21 protein-coding genes and 1 pseudogene are annotated in these 18,172 nt (G+C 71.1%); 13 read left to right on the top strand and 9 right to left on the bottom strand.

Features of this window, described 5'->3' with window-relative positions; genetic code table 11:
• Window positions 1–10: 10 nt before the first annotated feature.
• The 9 genes from ABZ865_RS09505 to ABZ865_RS09465 form a co-directional block, all read right to left on the bottom strand.
• The gene (locus ABZ865_RS09505) at window positions 11–937 is read right to left on the bottom strand and encodes a hypothetical protein (RefSeq protein ID WP_361226380.1); all 927 of its coding nucleotides are present in this window, start codon (window positions 935–937) and stop codon (window positions 11–13) included.
• On the bottom strand, window positions 927–1,175 hold the full coding sequence (locus ABZ865_RS09500) for a hypothetical protein (RefSeq protein ID WP_361226377.1): 249 nt from the start codon (window positions 1,173–1,175) through the stop codon (window positions 927–929). Before ABZ865_RS09500 ends, ABZ865_RS09505 begins: the two co-directional genes overlap by 11 nt.
• A gap of 699 nt (window positions 1,176–1,874) precedes the next feature.
• Window positions 1,875–3,389, bottom strand: a complete 1,515-nt coding sequence (locus ABZ865_RS09495; RefSeq protein ID WP_361226374.1) for an ATP-binding protein — start codon at window positions 3,387–3,389, stop codon at window positions 1,875–1,877.
• Window positions 3,390–3,417: 28 nt separating this feature from the next.
• On the bottom strand, window positions 3,418–3,870 hold the full coding sequence (locus tag ABZ865_RS09490) for a DUF6238 family protein (RefSeq protein WP_361226372.1): 453 nt from the start codon (window positions 3,868–3,870) through the stop codon (window positions 3,418–3,420).
• Window positions 3,871–3,925: 55 nt separating this feature from the next.
• Window positions 3,926–5,398, bottom strand: a complete 1,473-nt coding sequence (locus ABZ865_RS09485; protein ID WP_361226369.1) for an SCO6880 family protein — start codon at window positions 5,396–5,398, stop codon at window positions 3,926–3,928.
• 81 nt (window positions 5,399–5,479) lie between these two features.
• Entirely contained in the window at window positions 5,480–6,862 is a 1,383-nt protein-coding gene (locus tag ABZ865_RS09480; protein WP_361226366.1) for an ATP-binding protein, read from the bottom strand.
• Window positions 6,863–6,899: 37 nt separating this feature from the next.
• Window positions 6,900–7,595, bottom strand: a complete 696-nt coding sequence (locus ABZ865_RS09475; protein ID WP_361226363.1) for a hypothetical protein — start codon at window positions 7,593–7,595, stop codon at window positions 6,900–6,902.
• On the bottom strand, window positions 7,595–7,909 hold the full coding sequence (locus ABZ865_RS09470; RefSeq protein ID WP_006143162.1) for a DUF6112 family protein: 315 nt from the start codon (window positions 7,907–7,909) through the stop codon (window positions 7,595–7,597). The genes ABZ865_RS09475 and ABZ865_RS09470 overlap by 1 nt, the downstream gene beginning before the upstream one ends.
• Window positions 7,910–8,054: 145 nt before the next feature.
• On the bottom strand, window positions 8,055–9,188 hold the full coding sequence (locus tag ABZ865_RS09465) for a C40 family peptidase (RefSeq protein WP_361226359.1): 1,134 nt from the start codon (window positions 9,186–9,188) through the stop codon (window positions 8,055–8,057).
• Window positions 9,189–9,704: 516 nt separating this feature from the next.
• Between ABZ865_RS09465 and ABZ865_RS09460 the strand changes: the two genes are divergently transcribed.
• The 13 genes and pseudogenes from ABZ865_RS09460 to ABZ865_RS09400 all read left to right on the top strand — a co-directional run bounded on the left by ABZ865_RS09460 (window position 9,705) and on the right by ABZ865_RS09400 (window position 18,085).
• Window positions 9,705–10,460 carry a site-specific DNA-methyltransferase gene (locus ABZ865_RS09460; RefSeq protein WP_361226356.1) on the top strand — a complete coding sequence of 252 codons (756 nt, stop codon included), beginning with the start codon at window positions 9,705–9,707 and terminating at the stop codon, window positions 10,458–10,460.
• 253 nt (window positions 10,461–10,713) lie between these two features.
• Window positions 10,714–11,256, top strand: a complete 543-nt coding sequence (locus ABZ865_RS09455) for a DUF4913 domain-containing protein (RefSeq protein ID WP_361227286.1) — start codon at window positions 10,714–10,716, stop codon at window positions 11,254–11,256.
• Window positions 11,253–11,738, top strand: a complete 486-nt coding sequence (locus ABZ865_RS09450) for a hypothetical protein (protein ID WP_361226353.1) — start codon at window positions 11,253–11,255, stop codon at window positions 11,736–11,738. Before ABZ865_RS09455 ends, ABZ865_RS09450 begins: the two co-directional genes overlap by 4 nt.
• Before the next feature lie 18 nt (window positions 11,739–11,756).
• Window positions 11,757–12,455 (top strand): hypothetical protein, encoded by a 699-nt coding sequence (locus ABZ865_RS09445; RefSeq protein ID WP_361226350.1) that lies wholly within the window; start codon window positions 11,757–11,759, stop codon window positions 12,453–12,455.
• Between the two features lie 16 nt (window positions 12,456–12,471).
• Complete coding sequence (locus ABZ865_RS09440; protein WP_361226347.1) at window positions 12,472–13,215, top strand: hypothetical protein; 744 nt, start codon at window positions 12,472–12,474, stop codon at window positions 13,213–13,215.
• A gap of 183 nt (window positions 13,216–13,398) precedes the next feature.
• Window positions 13,399–13,692, top strand: a complete 294-nt coding sequence (locus tag ABZ865_RS09435; protein WP_361227283.1) for an SH3 domain-containing protein — start codon at window positions 13,399–13,401, stop codon at window positions 13,690–13,692.
• Between the two features lie 95 nt (window positions 13,693–13,787).
• A complete protein-coding gene (locus tag ABZ865_RS09430) occupies window positions 13,788–14,270 on the top strand; it encodes a hypothetical protein (protein WP_061915850.1) in 483 nt (160 codons plus the stop codon).
• A complete protein-coding gene (locus ABZ865_RS09425) occupies window positions 14,267–14,710 on the top strand; it encodes a hypothetical protein (RefSeq protein WP_361226343.1) in 444 nt (147 codons plus the stop codon). Before ABZ865_RS09430 ends, ABZ865_RS09425 begins: the two co-directional genes overlap by 4 nt.
• A 10-nt stretch (window positions 14,711–14,720) precedes the next feature.
• Window positions 14,721–15,134, top strand: coding sequence for a hypothetical protein (locus tag ABZ865_RS09420; protein ID WP_361226340.1), 414 nt, complete (start codon window positions 14,721–14,723; stop codon window positions 15,132–15,134).
• A 42-nt stretch (window positions 15,135–15,176) separates the two neighbouring features.
• Window positions 15,177–16,019, top strand: a complete 843-nt coding sequence (locus tag ABZ865_RS09415) for a winged helix-turn-helix transcriptional regulator (RefSeq protein ID WP_006143148.1) — start codon at window positions 15,177–15,179, stop codon at window positions 16,017–16,019.
• Window positions 16,016–16,519 (top strand): regulator, encoded by a 504-nt coding sequence (locus ABZ865_RS09410; RefSeq protein WP_334540751.1) that lies wholly within the window; start codon window positions 16,016–16,018, stop codon window positions 16,517–16,519. Before ABZ865_RS09415 ends, ABZ865_RS09410 begins: the two co-directional genes overlap by 4 nt.
• Window positions 16,516–17,751, top strand: coding sequence for an MFS transporter (locus ABZ865_RS09405; RefSeq protein WP_361226335.1), 1,236 nt, complete (start codon window positions 16,516–16,518; stop codon window positions 17,749–17,751). Before ABZ865_RS09410 ends, ABZ865_RS09405 begins: the two co-directional genes overlap by 4 nt.
• A gap of 32 nt (window positions 17,752–17,783) precedes the next feature.
• Window positions 17,784–18,085 (top strand): annotated as a pseudogene (locus tag ABZ865_RS09400) (hypothetical protein).
• Window positions 18,086–18,172 lie beyond the last annotated feature (87 nt).

Genomic DNA, 18,172 nt, shown 5'->3' with positions numbered 1-18,172 from the left:
TGGTCCGGGGTCAGCGCGTGTGCCGCGGCTGTGCCGGCGGGAGCACTCGCGGGGGCAGGGACGGTGTACGGGCAGGGCTGGAGGGCAGTCGCGGTGCCGACGCGAGCGGAGTGAGGGCCCGCATCCTGTCCTCGGCCACGTGCAGGACCTCTCCGAGGTTGCGGATCTCGGCGGCGGCGTCGGCGAGGTCGTACGACAGGTCGAAGCCGTCGTCCTCCTCCGCTTCCTTGGCCTTCTCCCCGGCTGCTTCGAAGAACTCGCCGAGCTGCGCCAGCAGGCCGTCGGTGGGCTCCAGGATCTGGTGCAGCAGGGCAGCGGCATCCGCATGCGACTCCGCTCCGTTGAGCCGGTCGGTCAGAGCGCGCAGCGCGTCGCCGTAGACGTAGATGGGAGCGTCGTCGGGTGTGCCGGGGACGCCCTGGGCCTGGGGCGGGGGCGTCGGCTGGGCTGAGTGCACGTGTGGGCTTTCGCCGGGCAAGACGGGGCGCGGCAGCAGTCCGAGCTTGGCCAGGCGGTGGTTGATCGCCTCGATCAGGGGCTGGGCGCTGCCGCCGTGGCGGGCTTCGGGCCGCTGGGGAGCGCCGGGGTCGTCGGAGGGGGCCGAGTCGTAGAGGACCTCGAACAGCGACGGGTCGTCGGGGTGCGCACGCGTCGCGATCCAGCCCTCGGGGTCTCCGGGCGGGCGCTCGGAGGACGGCTCCTGCGTCGGACCGATGATCAGGTAACTGTCGTCGGGGAGAGAGACGCGCACGATGTAGGCGCTGAGGCCGAACTCGATGTCGCACTGCAGGCCGCGCGCCCGCAGCGGCGTGGTGACGTGCGCGTGGCGACGCCACAGCTCCTGCCACCACGGGGTGTCCACATTGCGGTGGTCGGGAAGCGGTGCGAGCGAGGCAACGCGGCGGGAGTCTGGGGTGCTCGCTTCGTCAGCGGCCACGGTTCCTCCCGCGGGAGGAGGCGGGAGATCGGTGCGGTGGAGGCGTCCGTCCAGTGGGGGTGACTACCGGCTGCGACTCCTGACTGAAGCCGAGTTCGTACTCGTCGTGGGTGGCGATCAGGTCGTGTTCCATCTGGGCGTCCTGGTCGGCGACCTGTGCCATGAGGTCGTCGACTTCGGCTCGGCGTTGTTGGTATTCGGCCCATTCGGTGGCGTTCAGGTGAGGGGGACGTTTCAAGAGGACTCCGTGTGCAGGCGGTGGCGGTGCCGTGTCGATCAACAGGGGTGGTCCCTCGGGATCGCGTTTGCGAGAAGCGGCGGGACTGGAATCGCCGAGAGAGAGCTATCGACGGGGTGCGGAGCCGGGGGACGGAGGAGCGGGTGGGACACCTGCGCTGGCCCCAGGCTGGCCGCCGGTCGGTGTCGCGGGGGTGGGGGCCGGGTCGTAGGCGGCGCGCAGCCGGCTCAGGCCGGCCTCGTCGGCGAGGGCCAGGACCGACAGCGCCCGGCTGGCCGCTGTCATCAGCAGGTTTGAGGGAGATCCCTTGGCCGCACCGCGGTTCTCCCGCCGCCACCGGGCGGCGGCGACGAGGTAGTCGCTCAGGGCGCGCAGTGCAGGTTCGGCGGCGTCCAGGACGTGGTCGGTGACTGCCTCGATCTCTGCCGGAGTCTGAGCCGCGGCGAGGGCGTCCAGGTAGGGGGTGAGGTCGGGTGCGGGCCAGGGCTGGTCCGGCAGCGGATGCGCGTCGAGGAAGGGCTGCGCGTCGCGTCGCGCCCACCGCTTCAGGTCGCCGCGGGTGGCGAGGTTGTAACGGGTGGCGTGGATCTGGTCGGCGTCGCGGCCGACGTTGTCGTACAGGTCGAAGTCCGGGTCACGCGGGGAGATACGAAAGTCCTTCGATGGGGTGTTGTCAGGATTCGCGAACTCGACGCTTTTTCAATGCATTCGGGCGTCGGTGTCGAAGAGCGCCAGCTCGTTGGGATGCAGCAGGTGCTGGACGATGAAGGATCTGCCAGCGACTTTCCACAGACCACGGCCCCGGTTGAGGTGCGCGATGGCGTCCATTTCCACAGAGGTCAGGCCCAGCAGGGCGGCGGCGGCGTGGAGTTGGTCGGTCTCCTGGCGGTAGATGATCCGGGTGCTGCAGTCGGCGAGGAGGCCCTCGGCGAGGGCGCGGCCTTGTGATCCGGCGTCGCCGGCGGTGAGCAGGTCGGACAGCCGGTGGATCACCATGAGGTTGGCGATACCGAGGCCGCGGCTGAGCTTCCACTGGGCCTGCATCCGCTGCAGCAGGCCGACGTGCCGCATCAGTCGCCACGCCTCGTCGTACACGATCCAGCGCCTGCCGCCGTTCGGATCGGAGAGGGCGGACTCCATCCAGGCACTTGCGCAGGTCATGGCCAGGACGAGGGCGGTGTCGTCGCCGGATCCGCCCAGGCGGGACAGGTCGATGGTGAGCATCGGCGCGTGCGGGTCGAAGGCGACGGTGGAGGGGGCGTCGAACATGCCGGCCAGGTCACCGTGGACGAGGCGGCGCGTCGCGTGGGCCAGGTCGCGTGCGGCGTCGCCGAGCTGGCCGGACATCATGCCGGCGGCTTCGTCGAGCGCACTGGGGTTGTTGAGGGTGGCGGCGACGTCGCTGAGGAGTGGGGTGCGGCCGGTGGCGGTGGCGCGGGTGACGACGGCGTCGAGGGCGACGTCGAGGGCGGTGTGCTCCATGGGCATCAGGTCCCGGCCCAGGACGGTCCGGGCGAGGGAGCCTAGCAGGAGCAGGCGCCGTTTGCGGATCTCGCCGACCCAGTCGGCCTCCGTGACGCTGTCCGGTCGCGGGGCCGCGTCCAGGGGGTTCAGGCGTCCGGGCAGTCCGGGGCCGAGAGCGACGGACCGGCCGCCGAGGGCTTGCGCCACCGGCGTCCACTCGCCTTTGGGATCACAGGGGACGTAGACGCGGTAGCCGAAGGCCACCGAGCGCAGCGCGAAGGACTTGGCGAGCGCGCTCTTGCCCTGGCCGATCACCCCGGCGAGCAGGAGGTTGGGGTTGGTGAATCCCTCGACCTTGCCGTACAGCGCGAACGGGTCGAAGACGAACGATGCCTCGGCGTGGACGTCGCGGCCGATGTAGATGCCCTCGGCGCCGAGCCCGCCTTCGGCCAGGAACGGATACGCGCCGGCGGCCACGGCGGTGGTCATGCGGTGAGCGGGCAGCTTCAGCCGGTTGTTGCGCGCGGAGGCGGGCCCGGGCCGTCCGCTCGGGGGGTAGAGCGGAGCGGGCATCTCGTGCTCGGCGGGTGTGCTCTCGGCCTGGTGGGCGGTGGCTTCGGCGCGGGCCTTGGCGGCGGCTTCGGCGAGCTGGCGGCGGGCGGCCTTGCGGCTGGCCCGGTCGGTGCCGTGGGGGGTGAACAGCGGGCTGGCGGAGGCGCGGCGGGCGCGGCGAGCGGGCCGGTGGCTCATCGGAGGCCCTCGATTCTGCGGGTGGTGCTCATCGCACGCAGGCCGTGGTATGTGGGCGGAGGTCGGTGGGGGTGGTCTTACGCCGGATGCTGTGCCCGGCGGCGAGGTGGCGTTGGCAGATGGTCAGCACGGGCGGCCCTTCGGGCAGCCGTTCCGGATGGCACGCGCTCGTCTCGGTGTCTGCCTGCGCTGTATTGCCGGGCAGCAGGTGGAAGGCGGCATGGATCTCGGTGGCGGCCTGCCACAGGCGGGTGTGCGCGGTGGCGAGGTGGCGGCCTGCTGCAGGATGCGGGGGCCCTGCTACCTCGACCAACTGGTCGATGAACCGGTGTAGTTCGGTGAGGTGGGCGTGGAGGGTGTCGAGGTGCCCGCGATCCGGGGGCGCGGCACGGTTGAGGGCCCGAGCGTGGTGGCGGACGCCTGCGGTGGCGGCCCGAAGGTAGGGGTGCGCGTCGGGCGCGCTGGGACGGGGAGGGCTCAATGGGAGGTCCTTGCCGCCAAAGAGGCGGGAGCGGGGTGTGGGGGCGAACTGGCAGCTACAGGGTGGTGCGGGCCAGGGGGAGTGCGGCAACGGCGAACGCGTCGGGCTGCTGGTAGTTCAGCCGTCGCAGGTCGACGCCCGAGGTGACGGCGTGGGTCTCGATCTGGGCGCAGGCGGCGTCCAGGAGGGCGTCGGTCTCGGCGGTGACGGTGACGAGGCCGGTCAGGGCGACGTCCGCGTGTCCGGCGATGAGCTGGCGCTCACGCTGTTTGACGTCGGCGTACTCGACGGAGTCTTCCTCGCTGTCGACCTGTCCGCGGCGGGCGCGCTCGTTGGCGTCGGCAATGATCGCGGCCTTCTTGCGCTGGACGTCCCGCAGCGCGGACTCGAGCCCCTGCGGTACGTAGATGAGGGACAGGCTGCGTCGCACGCCGGCCGTGAACATGAGGCCGTGCATGAAACCGGCGTTCGTCTCGGTGCGGGGCCAGTTCTCCACCCAATACGTGGCGTGCCGTGCGCTGTCGGTGGCGAGGCGGTCGTACTCCTCGACCTGGACGACGGGACCTGCTGCTGCGGGATCGGCCTCGGCGCGGCCGGTGTCGGACCACTGCTGGAGTGCGGCGAGGGCCCCCGGGTCATAGGCGGTGCGGATGACGGCGGCGATCTCCCGCGCGGTCAGCCACCCGGTGACCATCAGTCCGGCGTTGCGGGCCGCCTGGGCGATGGACGCGGTGGTCTGCTCCATGACGGTGAACGCCCCGGGCAGCCCGCCGCCGGCCTGCGAGATCAGCCGCCGGGCGGCCTTCAGATCGAGGGAGATGGCGAGGTAGGTCTCGTGGGGTGCGGCGGTGGGACCGGCCGAGGCGACCAGTTCGGAGTAGATCTGTCCGGCGACCGGTGTCTGGGGCTGCCCGTTCTGGGCCCAGTGGCGGGTGAGGGTGTCGCCGCTGTCGGGGACGGTGCGTTCCAGCACCTGCACGGTGGCGATGTGCCCGGTGCGGGCGATGCCCGCGAGCGCGCGTCCCCAGCTGCCCACGTTGTGGTTCTGGGTGGCGGGGTCGAGGAGGGCGAAGGCGCGGCTGCTGACCCGGGCGATGGCGGTCAGGGTCTGCCGGTGCGGGTCGTGCACGGCCGCGGCGCCGTTGGCGGAGTCGCCGGGGGTGACCACCTTGAGGGAGGCGGCCGTGCCGGGCAGGTGGAGGATGCCATCCTGCCGGGGCCGGGTGACGGGCCGGGCGAGCCAGAGCGTCTGGCCGGTGCGTCGGCGCTGTGCGTAGCGGGCGACGATCGGCGCCCAGTCGATCAGGGAGCGTCCGTGCCGACGGATCACCACGAGCGCACCGGAAGCCGCCCACAGCGGTGCCAGGGCGACGGCGCCGACCAGCCCGGTGGAGACCACCGTCATCAGCAGCAGCGCCAGCGTGCAGGAAACAAGGACGAGTTGCGGCAGGGAGAGGCCGAGGAGGATGCCGCGGCGGGACCGGTGCGGAAACTTCACCGTGACCGGAGCGACGGAGAGATCAGTCAAGGGGCGGGTCCTGAAGACGCGGGCGGAAACCCGGGGGCGGGGGTGCAGTACACGTCCCGCCCCCGGTAGACGGACAGGGGATCAGAGGCCGGTCGCAGGCGGCGGCGGTGAGGCCGTCCCGCTGGGCGTGGCGTTCTGTGCCCCAGGGGACGGCGGTGCGCCCTGCGGCGGCGGGGTCGTGGTCGGCGGCACTGACTGCCAGCCGCCTTGCTGGCCGGACGCGGCGCTCACGCCGGATCCACCCGGCCCCGGGCTGCCGCCCGCCTGGCCGCTGGTGTCATCCGACACGCTCGTCGGCGCGGGCTGGACGGCCTTCTCCAGGCCGGATTTCATGGCACCGCCACCGGGCGAGCCGCCCGTTCCGCCACCCTGCGAAGCGTCCTTGCCGCCGCCGCTGTCGCCGGTCGGGTTGGCGGCGATGTCGCCGGGGAATCCGCCTCCGCCTGCGGCGTCGGGGCCTTGCGCGGCGGCGACACCCGCTCCGGCTGCCGCGCCGCCGGTTCCGGCGGTGGCGGCTGCTGCCGCGGCCTTGCGGGCGACGTTCTCGGCGTGGGCCTTGGCGATCTGCGCTCCTGCGCCGCCGGCGCGGTGGATGGACTCGCCGTCGGTGCCGTCGGCCGCCCAGTGCACGAACTTGAACACGGCATAGGGGCACAGCAGCACCAGGATCATGATCACGATGCCGGACATGACGTCGGCGAGGGCGGCGATGCCGTCGGTGGCATCGGTCTTGCCCATGGCGGCGATGCCGAGCACGAAGATCACGGTCATCAGCAATTTGCTGACGACGAGGGTGGCGGTGGCTTCGATCCAGCCCTTGCGCCAGCGGCGTGCGACTTCCCAGCCTCCGCCGGCGGACGCGAAGACGGCGAGGGTGACCATGACGAGGATGCCGACCTTGCGGACCATCATCACGCACCAGTAGAGGAAGGCGCCGATGGCGGCGCCGAGGCCGACGACGACCGGGACGAGCCAGCCGAGTCCGGCCAGGGATCCGATCTGGCTGACCTTCACGATGCGGCGCACGGCCGACTCGATGCTTAGGTGCGCGGTCTTGAACAGGCCGTCGCTGACGGCGTCGACGACTTCGACGGCGACCGTGGTCAGGGCGATGGCGCAGAACGCGAACAGGACCCCTGACATGGTGCCGGTGAACGCCTGGGTGAGGGCTTGTCCGTCGCGTCTGACAGCGGCCCGGACGAGCTGCGCGCAGAAGGTGGCGACCAGCAGGACCAGGCCCAGCGGCAGCAGCATCTCGTAGTTGTCGCGAAACCATCCGGCGTTCAGGTCGACCCTCGTGGTGGTGTTGACCGCCTTGGCGGCCAAGTCGGCCGCTGCCGCAGCCAGCTCACCTGCGGACTTCGCCATCCAGTCACCGATGGCCTTGCCAGGGTCCGAGGCGAAATCGACCGCGTCGCCGACGGCACAGAGCTTGTCCGCCAGGGGGTAATCACAGAAACCCACGGGGAATTACTCCTCCTTGTCTCGTGTCAGGCGCGGGTCACTGCGTGACGCTCGGAGCGATGGCGGCCAGGGCACAGTCGTGGCCGGGGCGGCACTGCACCGCGAGGGTCACGGCGCGGTCCTCGGCTCCGCCGCCGCCCTTCTTCCAGGCGATCTGCTGCTTGCCGTTGACGGTGACGACGTAGATGTACGCCTCGGTGATCGCCGAGGGGTCCTCGGCGAGGGCCTGCTTGAACGCGCCCGGGTAGTGGCCTTCGGTGACACGGGCGGTGGCGTGCTGGTCCTGGTCGGCCATCCGCGACCACAGCAACGGATCAGGGACCTGGCCGGACACGGACGCCCAGTCGGCGTAGGTGGGCTCCTTGGTCATCCACTCGCGCATGCCGGCGAGCTGCTGGTCGCGGCTGGTGTGGCGGGTGTCGTAGGACCACAGCATCTGGGCTGCTGCCTTGGCGTACGCGACCGGCTCGGAGATCTGCGGAGGCTTGGGCACGGAACCGGAGTCGGCCTCGGGTTTCGGGGCGGGGGCCTCGGAGGAGGACGGGCTGTGCGTCGCGGCCGGCCCGGCAGCGGTCGGATGCCGGTGGGCGTTGCCGCTGCCGGACAGCCAGGCGACGGCTGCGGCGATGGTGAGCAGGACGGTGACGACCAGAGCGACGATGGCGATGCGCCGGTTGGCCGACCAGCCGACGCCGTAAGAGGACAGCGAGAGGGTGGGGAATCGGTTCCGCATCAGTGGACCTGCGAGCCGAGGGTGGAGAAGAACGCGACGATTCCGTTCGCGGCGCCGAGGCCGAGAGCGGCGCCCGCGGCGACGACGGCGCCCTTCTTGCCGTTGGCCTCGGCCTGGTGGCCGCCGGTGTGGTGGCCCCATGCCCACACGCCGAGCGAGACGGCGAGGGCGCCGACGACGGCGATGATCCCGAACATGTTGATCGAGTTGACGACGTTCTTCAGCACGCTCAGGCCGGGCAGGCCGCCGCCCTTGGGCGAGATCCCTGGGTCGTAGGCGAGCTGGATGACGCGGTCTGCGAGAGGGAGGGACATAGGTGTGGCGGGGCTCCTTGCATACGCGGGCCAGACAAGGGGCCGGCGAGAAGAGGGGAAGCAAAGGGGGTGGGGAGATGCGCTCGGGGCGCGGGAGATCGCCGCGGCGTCGGCCCGCCCGGAGCGGTGCCTTGGCGGGGTGGCGTCAGATGACGCGGCGGGCGGCGAGAATCGTCCAGTCCCTGATCGGGGTGATCCGGACCGGCTTTGATGTGCGCGGTGCCTCGATCACGAGGCCCTCGCCGATGTACATGCCGACATGCTCAGGCCGGGCGGCGGTGCCGCGGCTGAAGACGAGGTCACCGGGCTTGAGCTGGGCGGGCGAGACTGCCTTGCCCTCGTTGACCTGCGTGTACGTGGTGCGGCTGAGGGTGACGCCGGCGTGTGCGTACGCCTGCTGCATCAGCGAGCTGCAGTCGCAGCGGCCCATCGGGTCGGGGCCGTGGGCGCTGGTGCAGGATCCGCCCCACTGGTAGAGGGTGCCGAGCTGGTGCATCGCCCACTCGATGGCGTTGCGTGCCTTCGGGTCGGCGTCCTTGGGGATCTTGTATCCCTTCGGGACGCTGCCCTCGGGGATCGGGCCGAAGCCGGAGCCGTCCTGGCCCGGAGCGCAGCCGGTAGTGCCGGCTCCCGGGTCCTTGCCTGGGTTCGGCTCCTTGGCGTCCTTGTTGTTGCCGGCGCCGGGGAAGGTCTTGGCGATGGCTTCCTGCAGCGCGGTGGCCAGGTGCTCCCACTGCGCGTAGGCGTCCGGCAAGCCGGACTGCTGGACGGCTTGGGCGGCCTGGGTGACGGTCATCTGCTGCCACCCGTGCACCTTGAGCAGGTGCTTGTAGAACTGCTCGCTCGCGTACGTCGGGTCACGGATCTGCTCGGCGGTGCCCCAGCCCTGGGAGGGACGCTGCTGGAACAACCCAAGGCTGTCCCTGTCGCCGTAGTTGAGGTTGCGCAGCCTCGACTCCTGCATCGCCGTGGCGAGCGCGATGACCTGGCCCTTCTTGGGGACGTCGAGGCTGATACCGGTGGCCACGATCGTCTGGGCATTGGGCACCTGCTCGGCGGGCAGGTCCAGGCCCTCGACGTGGACGTTCTTTCCGGACGCCCCGTCGAGGATCTTGGTGACCTGCTCGGCGACCTTGCCGGTGTTGATGTCGTTCAGGCAGATGAGGGAGCTGCTGCTGCTTTGAACGGCGTCCGCGGAGGACGCCATCATCATGCCGGTGCCCGCGAGCAGAAGCGGGGAGAGGAAGACGACGCCGATGCCGGCGGCGAGCGCCTTCAACCGGAGCGGACCGCTCGTGGGTCAGCGAGGTCGGGCAGGGGTGGGTAGCGAGACGTCATGAGCGTGTCCTTCGGGGGTGCGGTGTCCGGCGTGCCGCGTGCGCGAGGCGTGGTGGAAGGGCGCGGCGGCCGGGGTGGGCGATCAAGGCGGACCGATGTGGGGCGAGTTGCCGCTCGCTCCCAGCTGGCCGGGCCGTGAGCTAGGTGTGCCGGGGCAAGGGGGTACCTCCGTGAGGTGTGGCGGGGGAGTAGCCAGCGGCGGTGTGCGCCGGGCGGTTCAAAAACAGTAGATGCGGATTGGCGGTTGACCAAAAAGCTGGCGCGAGGGTGCCGGAATCCGGCACCCTCGCACGGCACTTCTTGGTCGTCGGCGGATTCGCCTCTACAGTTTTTGGACTCCCCTCGCCTCCTCGGTCTGCGGCCCTGGGCTTCTGCACGCCCACTTCCGGCCTGCGAGGACTCCTGTGCGAGGCGGCTAGTTCCCACCGTGAATCCGCACCCGAATAGGGGCCCCTCTTTGCCTTTTTCCCTTCACCAGGGCGACGCCCTTGCCGTTCTCTCCGGCCTTCCGGACGGCTGCGTCGACTCCGTCATCACCGACCCGCCGTACAACAGCGGTGGCCGGACCGCGAAGGAGCGCACCACCCGCTCCGCGAAGCAGAAGTACACCTCCGCCGATGCCAAGAACGACCTCGCAGACTTCACCGGCGAGAACATGGACCAGAGGTCCTACGCGTTCTGGCTGACGCAGATCATGACCGAAGCGCACCGTCTGACGAAGACCGGCGGGACCGCGCTGCTGTTCACCGACTGGCGTCAGCTCCCGACGACGACGGACGCGATCCAGGCCGCCGGGTGGCTGTGGCGCGGTGTGCTGGCCTGGCACAAGCCGCAGGCCAGGCCGCAGAAGGGCCGGTTCACCCAGAACTGCGAATTCATCGTCTGGGCGTCGAAGGGGGCGATCGACGGCTCCCGGAACCCGGTCTATCTGCCCGGCATGTACTCGGCGTCGCAGCCCTCGGGCGCGCAGCGCCGGCACATCACGCAGAAGCCGGTCGAGGTGATGCGCGAGCTGGTCAAGATCAGCCCCGAGGGCGGCACGGTCCTCGACTTCTGCGCCGGCTCCGGCTCCACGGGCGTGGCCGCTCTGCTGGAAGGCCGGGACTTCATCGGCGTGGAGAAGACCGAGCACTACGCGTCGATCGCGGCCGACCGGCTCACCGAGACGACCCGCCGGACCCTCACGCAGGACGACGTGGACCTTACCGGCTGAGCCCCGTCCTTGCCTGCTGCCAAGGCGACCGGCTCCCCAAGCGTAGCCGTCGGCGACATACCGCCGTAGTTGCCGTGCAGTTCGCCGGATGGGCCGCGCGCAGACGCTTCCGTCCTTTTCTCATCCCGTGTCTCGTAGGAGGCCGAGCTTTTCAATGCCCGAATCAACAAAGTCGCCTGATGACGGCGAGTTGGAGCCGGTTCGTATTCCGGATCGACAGCTGGAGGGAATCGAGGCGAGCGTGCGGCGGCTCATGGAGCAGTCGGCGCAACAGGCTCAGCAGCTCGACCACCTCGCGTCCGCCCCGCCGCCCAGCGGATCACCGTTCGCGGCCTTCGGCATGCCAGGACTCGGTGGGCCGCCTCCCGCCGCTCCACCGGAGCCCCGCCCGATCCTGGAACTCGACGGAGAAGAACGCGAGGACGAACTCGACGCCCTGTCCGACTGGGTGGATGACTTCTTCCTCCCGGTGTACGGGGCGGAGGTCACCACCGCGGCTCCCTGGTGCCTGCAGTGGCAGGAGCACGACGACGTGGTGGCCTGGCTCCACGCCCTGTGGCTCGCCTACCAGCAGCACAAGGATCCCGAAGCCGGGCTGTCCGGTCTGTTCGTGTGGCACCGGGACTTTCTCACCCACGCCGTCGCGGCGATCCGCGCGCCGGGTGGGCCGCTGTCGGCCTGCATGACCTCGCCCGACCGGCCCGCGCACCGCCTTCTGCACGGCCCGCCGCCGTCCGTGCGCACGGAGACGGCGAACACGACACAAGCCGCCGAACCGGACGAGCCGACGTCATGACCGCGGGAGCGGGACAGCCCGCCTTCGCACTGAGCTTCGACCCCCGCGCGCTGACCGATCTCCTCCAGGCCCCCAGCGACATACGCGACCTCACCCTCGCCTACCTGCAGGAAGTCGTGAACGCGCAGCGCTTCGGCCTGCGTCTCGACGGTGACCTGGAGGGATTCAGGAAGCTGTTCGTGGACTCGCGCAAGGACTGGCGTGTCGTCTACGGCGTCCGCCCGGCACCCGCGGAGTCCGCGCATCCCAAGGAGATCCACGTCGTCGCCATCCGGCCGCGAGCAGGCAACGACGTCTACGACGAGGTCGGCCGCCGCCTGGGGATGACTCGTCGGCCGCTGAGCGCCCGCACCCACGCGGCACGCTCGCGTTCCCCGCAGCTGACCACCCGCGCTCCCGTACCCCGGCCCGGTCCGCCGCCCACCGCACTGCCGGAGCTGCCCCGTCCCGCCCCAAACCCCGCGCACCATCACACCCGCTGAACGCACAGAGGTCCGCCTATGCACCCTCCACCCGCGCTGGCACCCACCCGGCGTGCGGTCTCCCCGCTCGACCACCGCCTCCAAGCCGTCACCGGGCACGACGTCGACACCCTGTGGGCCTACCGCGACCGCGGCATCCTCGACGAGCAGCACGCCCACCTGGTCGACCGGCACCGTGAACTGGCCAAGGCCCAGACCAGCGTCACCTTCTACCTCCGGCTCCTCAACCGCCTGTCCAGCGGCGAGTTCGACATCGACAGCGCCCTGTTCACGCGCATCGACCGCACCGTGGACCAGCTGGAAGAGGCCACTGCCGCGCGGGACGCCGCGGCTAGGAAGGTGCTCGCCGCCCTGGAGCCCATCGAAGCAGCAGCGGCGGCTTGCGCGCCCGACGCCCGGCAGCTCTCGACGGATGACCAGGCGGCGCTGCTCGCCATCGCCGGCGGCGCCAAGCTCTACGAACACCTGCTGACCGGCCGGATGTCCGTCACAGCCGCCTCCGGTACCCGCATCCCCCACGCCAAGCCGCAGCAGTTGGAGGATGCCGGCCTGGTCGTCCGGGACACCGGCCACCCCTTGCACGCCGGCCAGCCGGTCGCGCTCACCGATGCCGGACGGGCCGCGCTGTTCGCCGCCCGCCGGGCTCCCACGGTGCAGGCGCCGAAGGTCTCGGCTCGCCCCGGCGCATCGCGGCCCACCCCGGCGCAGCGGCGCTGACTTCACCGAAAGGCTCTTGTTGTCTCCCACCGACCCGGCGCCGGACCGGAAGTCCATCCCCCAAGTCGACTTCGATCTGGACGACCTCGACGCCGACGAGGAGAAGTACCTCGACTTCTACCGCAAGGTCGCCGTCCACGAGGACATGCTCGTTCCCCTCGCCGAACACCACGACGGCCCGCACAGCTACTACGTCCTGTTCGACCGCACCGCCACCTGGGGACACCCCGGCATGCCGCAGGTGCTCGCCGTGCATCTGCAACGCGATCAGGAGAAGCGGACGTTCAGCTTCGAGCATGCCCCTCTGCCGCTGCCCGCGATGGCGCAGTCCTGGCTCATCCACCGCGGCTGTCCGCACGATGCCATCGCCCTCGACCCTGAGCTGGGCCCGCCGCCAGCGGACGAGGCCACGCGAGCCCTGGAGCGACGCCTCGCCGGCGACGGCGACCCCTACGCCATGGGCTACTCCTACACCAGCGACGACCCGGACGACATGGTCACCGTCGTGGCCCTGCGCGCCCTGGACGAGCGAGCCCCCTCGCCGTTCCGCGTCGTGGTCGAAGAGGTCGACACCGAGACGTGGACGCACACCCTGCGCGAGGGCGGCTTCGGCACGATCAGCGAGGCACTGCAGTGGTGCGACGACCGCCTCGCGGGCGAGGCCGGCCCTCTTCCGCCGGTCCGCCCGGCAGCCGCAGCCAGCCGCCCGGCTGGCTTGCCGAAGGCTCCTGCCCCGCGCCCGCCCGGCCGCTCACGCTGAGCGTCAAAGCCGACCAGGGCAGCGCAACATAGCCGACGATCGCCGGTTAGCCAAACCGGCGAATCTCCGGACTCTTGTACAGCCGCCGGGACAACACCCGCGGCACCTTCCCCCCCGCAATCCCTATGCCTTCACGGAGGTTTCTTCCGCATGCGCTCCACCCGAATTGCCATATCCGCAGCCATGCTCGGCGCACTCGCTCTGCCGGTGCTGTCCGCCACCACCGCCAGCGCGACCCCCGCGAGCAGCTGCTCGTCCCAGCCGCCGCTGCCGTACGAGGTACACACCAAGGCCGTGACCATCCGGTCCAAGGCCACCACGAAGTCCACCGCGCTCGGCGTGCTCTACAAGAGCCACAAGTTCACCGTGCACAAGAAGAGCGGCGACTGGCTCTACATCACGGACAAGACCACCGGGGTCAAGGGCTGGGTCTCCGGCACGTACGTCTACCGCGACGTCCGAATGTGCCTGGACTGACAGAGCCCAGCAGGTGCCCGTAAGCGGCTCAGCCACCGGGTACGGCAGCCCCTCCCACCCCAGGGATCGGCCTTTCCAGAACAGGAGATTTCCCTTTGCCCGATGGCATATCCGATGAGTCTGAGGATGTCGTGGGCGTGCTCACCGAACGGATCGAAGCGCGCTTCGACATGGGCATGGACCAGTTGAAGGCCGCGGTCGCCGCCGCGCCGACCGCGAATCCCGATGCCACCGACGTCGTCAAGTGGCATGGCCTTCTCGTCGAGGCCCAGTCCGTGTTGGAGCGTGCGGAGGACGACCTCCTCGCTGCGCTGCAAACCCAGCCCAGCGAGATCGACGATCCGACGATGGGCCTCGCCCACCGGGTGAACGCGGCCGTCACCGCCCGCGACGGCCGAGCCATGGTCGTGCGCTGGCTCCTCGACCCGGACGCCCCGGGGAAGAAGGACCTCGCCGCCCAGCGCCTCGCCCGCCTCCGGCCCCGAACCGGCCCGGCGGTGCAGACCAGCGCTCCCCACCGGCCCGCCGGCACAGCCGCACCGGCATCGGCCTGGCGGCCGGCAAGGACCGCCCGATGAGCCGGGACAAGGCCAGCACCATGGACGCCGACCTGCAGAAGGTCTTCGGCAACCCGCTACCCGAGCTGTACGAGACGGCTGCCAGCCCAGGTGCCTCGCCCGCGCTCGCCCGTGCCCTGGAGCTGCGTTCGTTCCTGGCGCTCACCGAGGAGCAGGTCGCCCGCGTCCGCGACCGCGTCCACGCCGACATGGACCCGGACCGCGACATGGGCGAACTGTCGGCGGACAAGCTCCGCTTCGACGCGCAGTGGCTGGAAGCCGAACTGGAGGCCCGCGACGGCTACCGCGCCGCCCTCGGCGGACTGCTGCGCACCATGCCCCCGCCTGCCCAGCAGGCTCGGCCCGTACGAACGGCTCAGCTCAGGGCCACCGCAACCCTGCCCCCGTCTGCCGCCCCGGCACCGCAGCGTGCCGGGGCGGCCCGGGCCCGCCGACCGTGAAAGCCCACGCTTGCCCCACCTCACGTCCACCGACATAGCCGGACGGATCGAGGACTTGTACGGCGCGCCGCTCGCCGACCTCGAAGCCCGCGCCCAGGACCAGCCGCCCGGCATGCTCTCCGCCCTGCTCGGCATGCACGACGACCTCGCCCTCGCCGAGCGCAGCATCGACGTCCACCGCGACCACCTCGCCCGGCTCATCCACCCCGAGCGGCAGATCGACCCGCACGAGGTCTCCCACCTCCTCGACGGTGCACGCCGGCTCGCCGAAGCCGTCGCCGTCCGCGACGTCCAGGCCAAGTCGGTCGCCGCCGTCCTGCAGAGCCTGGCCCGCGTCCCGGCCCCGACGCCTGCCCCGCCGGCTCCCTCGCCGTCCGTTCCAGCTCCGCCTCTACCGGTGCCGAGCCCGGCACACAGCCGCTGACCCAGGCGATCTCTCTCTTTCCTTCACCCAGGAGTTCCTCCCTTGGCCATCACCGCTCTGCCCCCTGACACCGACGCCGACATCGCCCGGGTCACCGAGGCCCTCGCCATGATCACCCCACGCTGGAACGTGAGGATCCTCCTGGCCCTCTCCGGCCCGCCGCTGCGCTACAGCGAGCTGGCGGCCAAGGTGTCCTGGCTGCAGAACGGCCAGCTCCACCCCAAGCTCAAGTCTCTGTGCGACGCCGGACTCGTCGAACGCACCGAACACACCGCACGGCACGTGAGCTACCGCCACACCGAACGTGGCGCGGCCCTGCTGCCGGTCCTGCCGGTGATCGTCACCTGGGCCGAGGAACACCTGGAGAAGGCGGACGGTCCGCTGCCCGCGATCGAGCAGATCGAGGACGGCCTCACTCTGCTCACCCGGCGCCACGCCGCCGCCATCCTGTGGGTGCTCAAGTCCCGACAGGAGGTCAGCGGCCGGGCTCTGGCCCGGATCGTGATGCCCAGCAGCGACTGGACCAACATTTATCCGCCGCTGCGGCAGCTCGTCGCCGACGGCCTGGTCGACACCGATGGCATCGGCCAGCCCTACCGGCTGTCCGCAGCCGGCGACGGCCTTGGCCCCGTGCTCGGCGCCCTGTCCGCCTGGTCCGCCGGGCAGAGCCTCGACCAGGCGGCCCAACACCCGGTCTGGGGACACCCGCAGGCGAAGCCCGCGCCGAGGCCGTGGCTCAGCAGCCAGCCACGGCCGACCCCCGCGGCGCTCCCACCCGCTCGCACGACCGCATCCTCTCCGGCGTGGCACCACCGCGATCTCTTCTCGCACGCTACGACCGCCCGCCCGAAGGCAGCCATCCCGGCGGGAGGCCCGCGCCGATGAGCACCCCCTTCACCCCTGCCGAAGTACGCCACGCCGTCGAACTTCTCGCCTCGCGCTCCTTGATCCGCCTGGTCACCGAGATCGACGACAACGGCGCCATACCGCCGCGACGGCTGGCCGGCACCCTGCCCGACCTCTCCACGCACCAACTGCGAAGCGCCTCCGACACGGCCCGCGCCCACGGCCTCGTCCGGATCGCACCCGGCTCCGGTCTCGAACTTACCGAGGCAGGAGCGGAGTTGGCCGACCTGTACGACGCGATGGCTCGCTGGGCCCGGCGTCACGCCGTCCCGGCCCCCGTCTGCGAGTTCAGCCGCCGTATCCGGCACGTCCTCGACCTGTTGGCACCGTCGCTCTCCACCGAGCGCGCCGACGCTCTCTCTCCGCTGACCGGCGACGGTGCCGAGGCGGGGCTGGCCCGTCCCCGCACCCTCCTGATCCAGTGGCTGGCCGACAACCCCCAGGTGGCCAGGGTGCCCGAGCCTGAGCCGGTCGCGTGAGCGCAGCGGTCACACCGCGGCACGCACGCCACACCGGCGGGCTGATGCGCAGCATCTACCTGCCGCGCACGGCGGACGCGTTGGCGTTCGCGATGTCCACCTACGGCATCCCGCTGCTTGTCCTAGCCACGACGCGATCCGCTGCGCTGACGGGCGCCGCCTTCGCCCTGGAGTGGATTCCGCGGCTGGCTGCGTTCGGGTGGGCCGGCTCGGTCGTTGACCGGCGCGGTGCCTCGGTGGTCTTCCACCTTGCCTCCCTGGGGAGGGCGCTGGCCCTCGCCGCTGGCGCGGTCCTGCTCCACCTCCACCCGTCCGGCACCGTGGCGGGCGCGACCGTGATGGTGCTGGCGGCGACGACCGGCGTGCTCACCGAGTTCAGCTATATCGCGGCCGAGACCGCGGGCGCCGCCGCCGGACGGCGAGCAGGACGGCGGGCCCACCGTGTTCAGGCCGTCCTGCTTGGCATCGACCAGACCGCAACCATGGCCGGGCCGGCGTTCGCCACAGTGCTCCTGCTCGCCGGGCCGCCGCCGATGCTCGCAATGATCAGCGTGCTCTCGCTGCTGGCTGCCATGCTCGCCCTGCGCACCCCGCCCTCGCCCGTGGCACCGGCCCGCGCGCCGAAGGGGCAGTCCGGCGCCGGACTGCTCACCGGGTGGCGCACCATCCGCTCGCTGCCCGCGCTCGGCTGGCTCGTGACCGGGCTGACCCTGTCCAACCTGGCCACCGGCCTTCTCCAAGCGGCCGGCCCCGTGATCGTCGTCAAAAACTTCGGGCAGTCCACCACCGCCGTCGGCCTCGTCTGGTCCGCCGCTGCCGCAGCGACGCTCCTCAGCGTCACATTCTGCCGGTTTGCGATCGACCGCCTCGGTCTGTGGCCGGTCGGCGCCGCCTGCGCCGCCCTCGCCTCACTCGGCTGTCTCGCCGCCGCCCAGGCCCCCGACTACCGGTCCTACCTCGTCCTAGTCGCGGTCCTCATGGCGGGCGAAGGAGGCATGACGGTCGTCCTGCGCACCCTGCGCTCCCGCCTGATCCCTCCGGAGAAGTTCGGCAGCACCCTGTCGGCGACCATCCTCATCCTCCTGCTGCCCTTCCCCGTCGCCGGCGTACTCACCGCGCTCGCCCCGCCCGACGCACTGGGACACGTCATCACCGCATGCGCCGCCCTGCAGGCCATCGGCCTGTTCTGCTCCTTCGCCCGCCTTCGCACCGATCCCGTCCTGCGCACCTGACCCTGCTGCGTCCTCAGCCTGTGGAGAACTTCATGTCTATCGCCGCCCTCGGATCGCACCGCGCGACCGGTCGCACCATCACCGAGCAGTTCCACGCCTTCGACGCCCACAACCCGAACGTCTACCGGCCCTGGAACGCATGGCCGCCCGACGTCTGGCCTCCGGCGCCACACGCGTCGGCGTGAAGGACCTCTTCGAGGACCTGCGCCGCCAACTCCCGTACGGGGTCGCCGGGCTGAACAACAACTTCACCGCCCTCTACGCCCGTCGGCTGATCAGCGAAAACCCGCACTGGGCTGCGGCGTTCGAGTTGCGCCGCCGTCGTGCCGACTGACAGCTCTCGGTTTCCTCCCGCCTAAGCATCCTCGGCCGGCACCGACTTCGCCGCTCTGCTCCGCCGGCCCCGCTCGCGGCGGCTGCT

This window comes from Streptomyces sp. NPDC047085 (genome assembly GCF_040643735.1).
Taxonomy (GTDB): Bacteria; Actinomycetota; Actinomycetes; order Streptomycetales; family Streptomycetaceae; genus Streptomyces.
The sequence above is the reverse complement of the archived record's forward strand: the minus strand, read 5'-3'. Positions and strand labels throughout refer to the sequence as shown.

Bases quoted from the DNA above. Each gene is read 5' to 3' on its own strand.
- ABZ865_RS09495 (WP_361226374.1), bottom strand. From the start codon at position 3,389: ATGAGCCACCGGCCCGCTCGCCGCGCCCGCCGCGCCTCCGCCAGCCCG.
- ABZ865_RS09475 (WP_361226363.1), bottom strand. From the start codon at position 7,595: ATGCGGAACCGATTCCCCACCCTCTCGCTGTCCTCTTACGGCGTCGGC.
- ABZ865_RS09470 (WP_006143162.1), bottom strand. From the start codon at position 7,909: ATGTCCCTCCCTCTCGCAGACCGCGTCATCCAGCTCGCCTACGACCCA.
- ABZ865_RS09455 (WP_361227286.1), top strand. From the start codon at position 10,714: ATGGAGCAGTCGGCGCAACAGGCTCAGCAGCTCGACCACCTCGCGTCC.
- ABZ865_RS09450 (WP_361226353.1), top strand. From the start codon at position 11,253: ATGACCGCGGGAGCGGGACAGCCCGCCTTCGCACTGAGCTTCGACCCC.
- ABZ865_RS09445 (WP_361226350.1), top strand. From the start codon at position 11,757: ATGCACCCTCCACCCGCGCTGGCACCCACCCGGCGTGCGGTCTCCCCG.
- ABZ865_RS09435 (WP_361227283.1), top strand. From the start codon at position 13,399: ATGCTCGGCGCACTCGCTCTGCCGGTGCTGTCCGCCACCACCGCCAGC.
- ABZ865_RS09425 (WP_361226343.1), top strand. From the start codon at position 14,267: ATGAGCCGGGACAAGGCCAGCACCATGGACGCCGACCTGCAGAAGGTC.
- ABZ865_RS09410 (WP_334540751.1), top strand. From the start codon at position 16,016: ATGAGCACCCCCTTCACCCCTGCCGAAGTACGCCACGCCGTCGAACTT.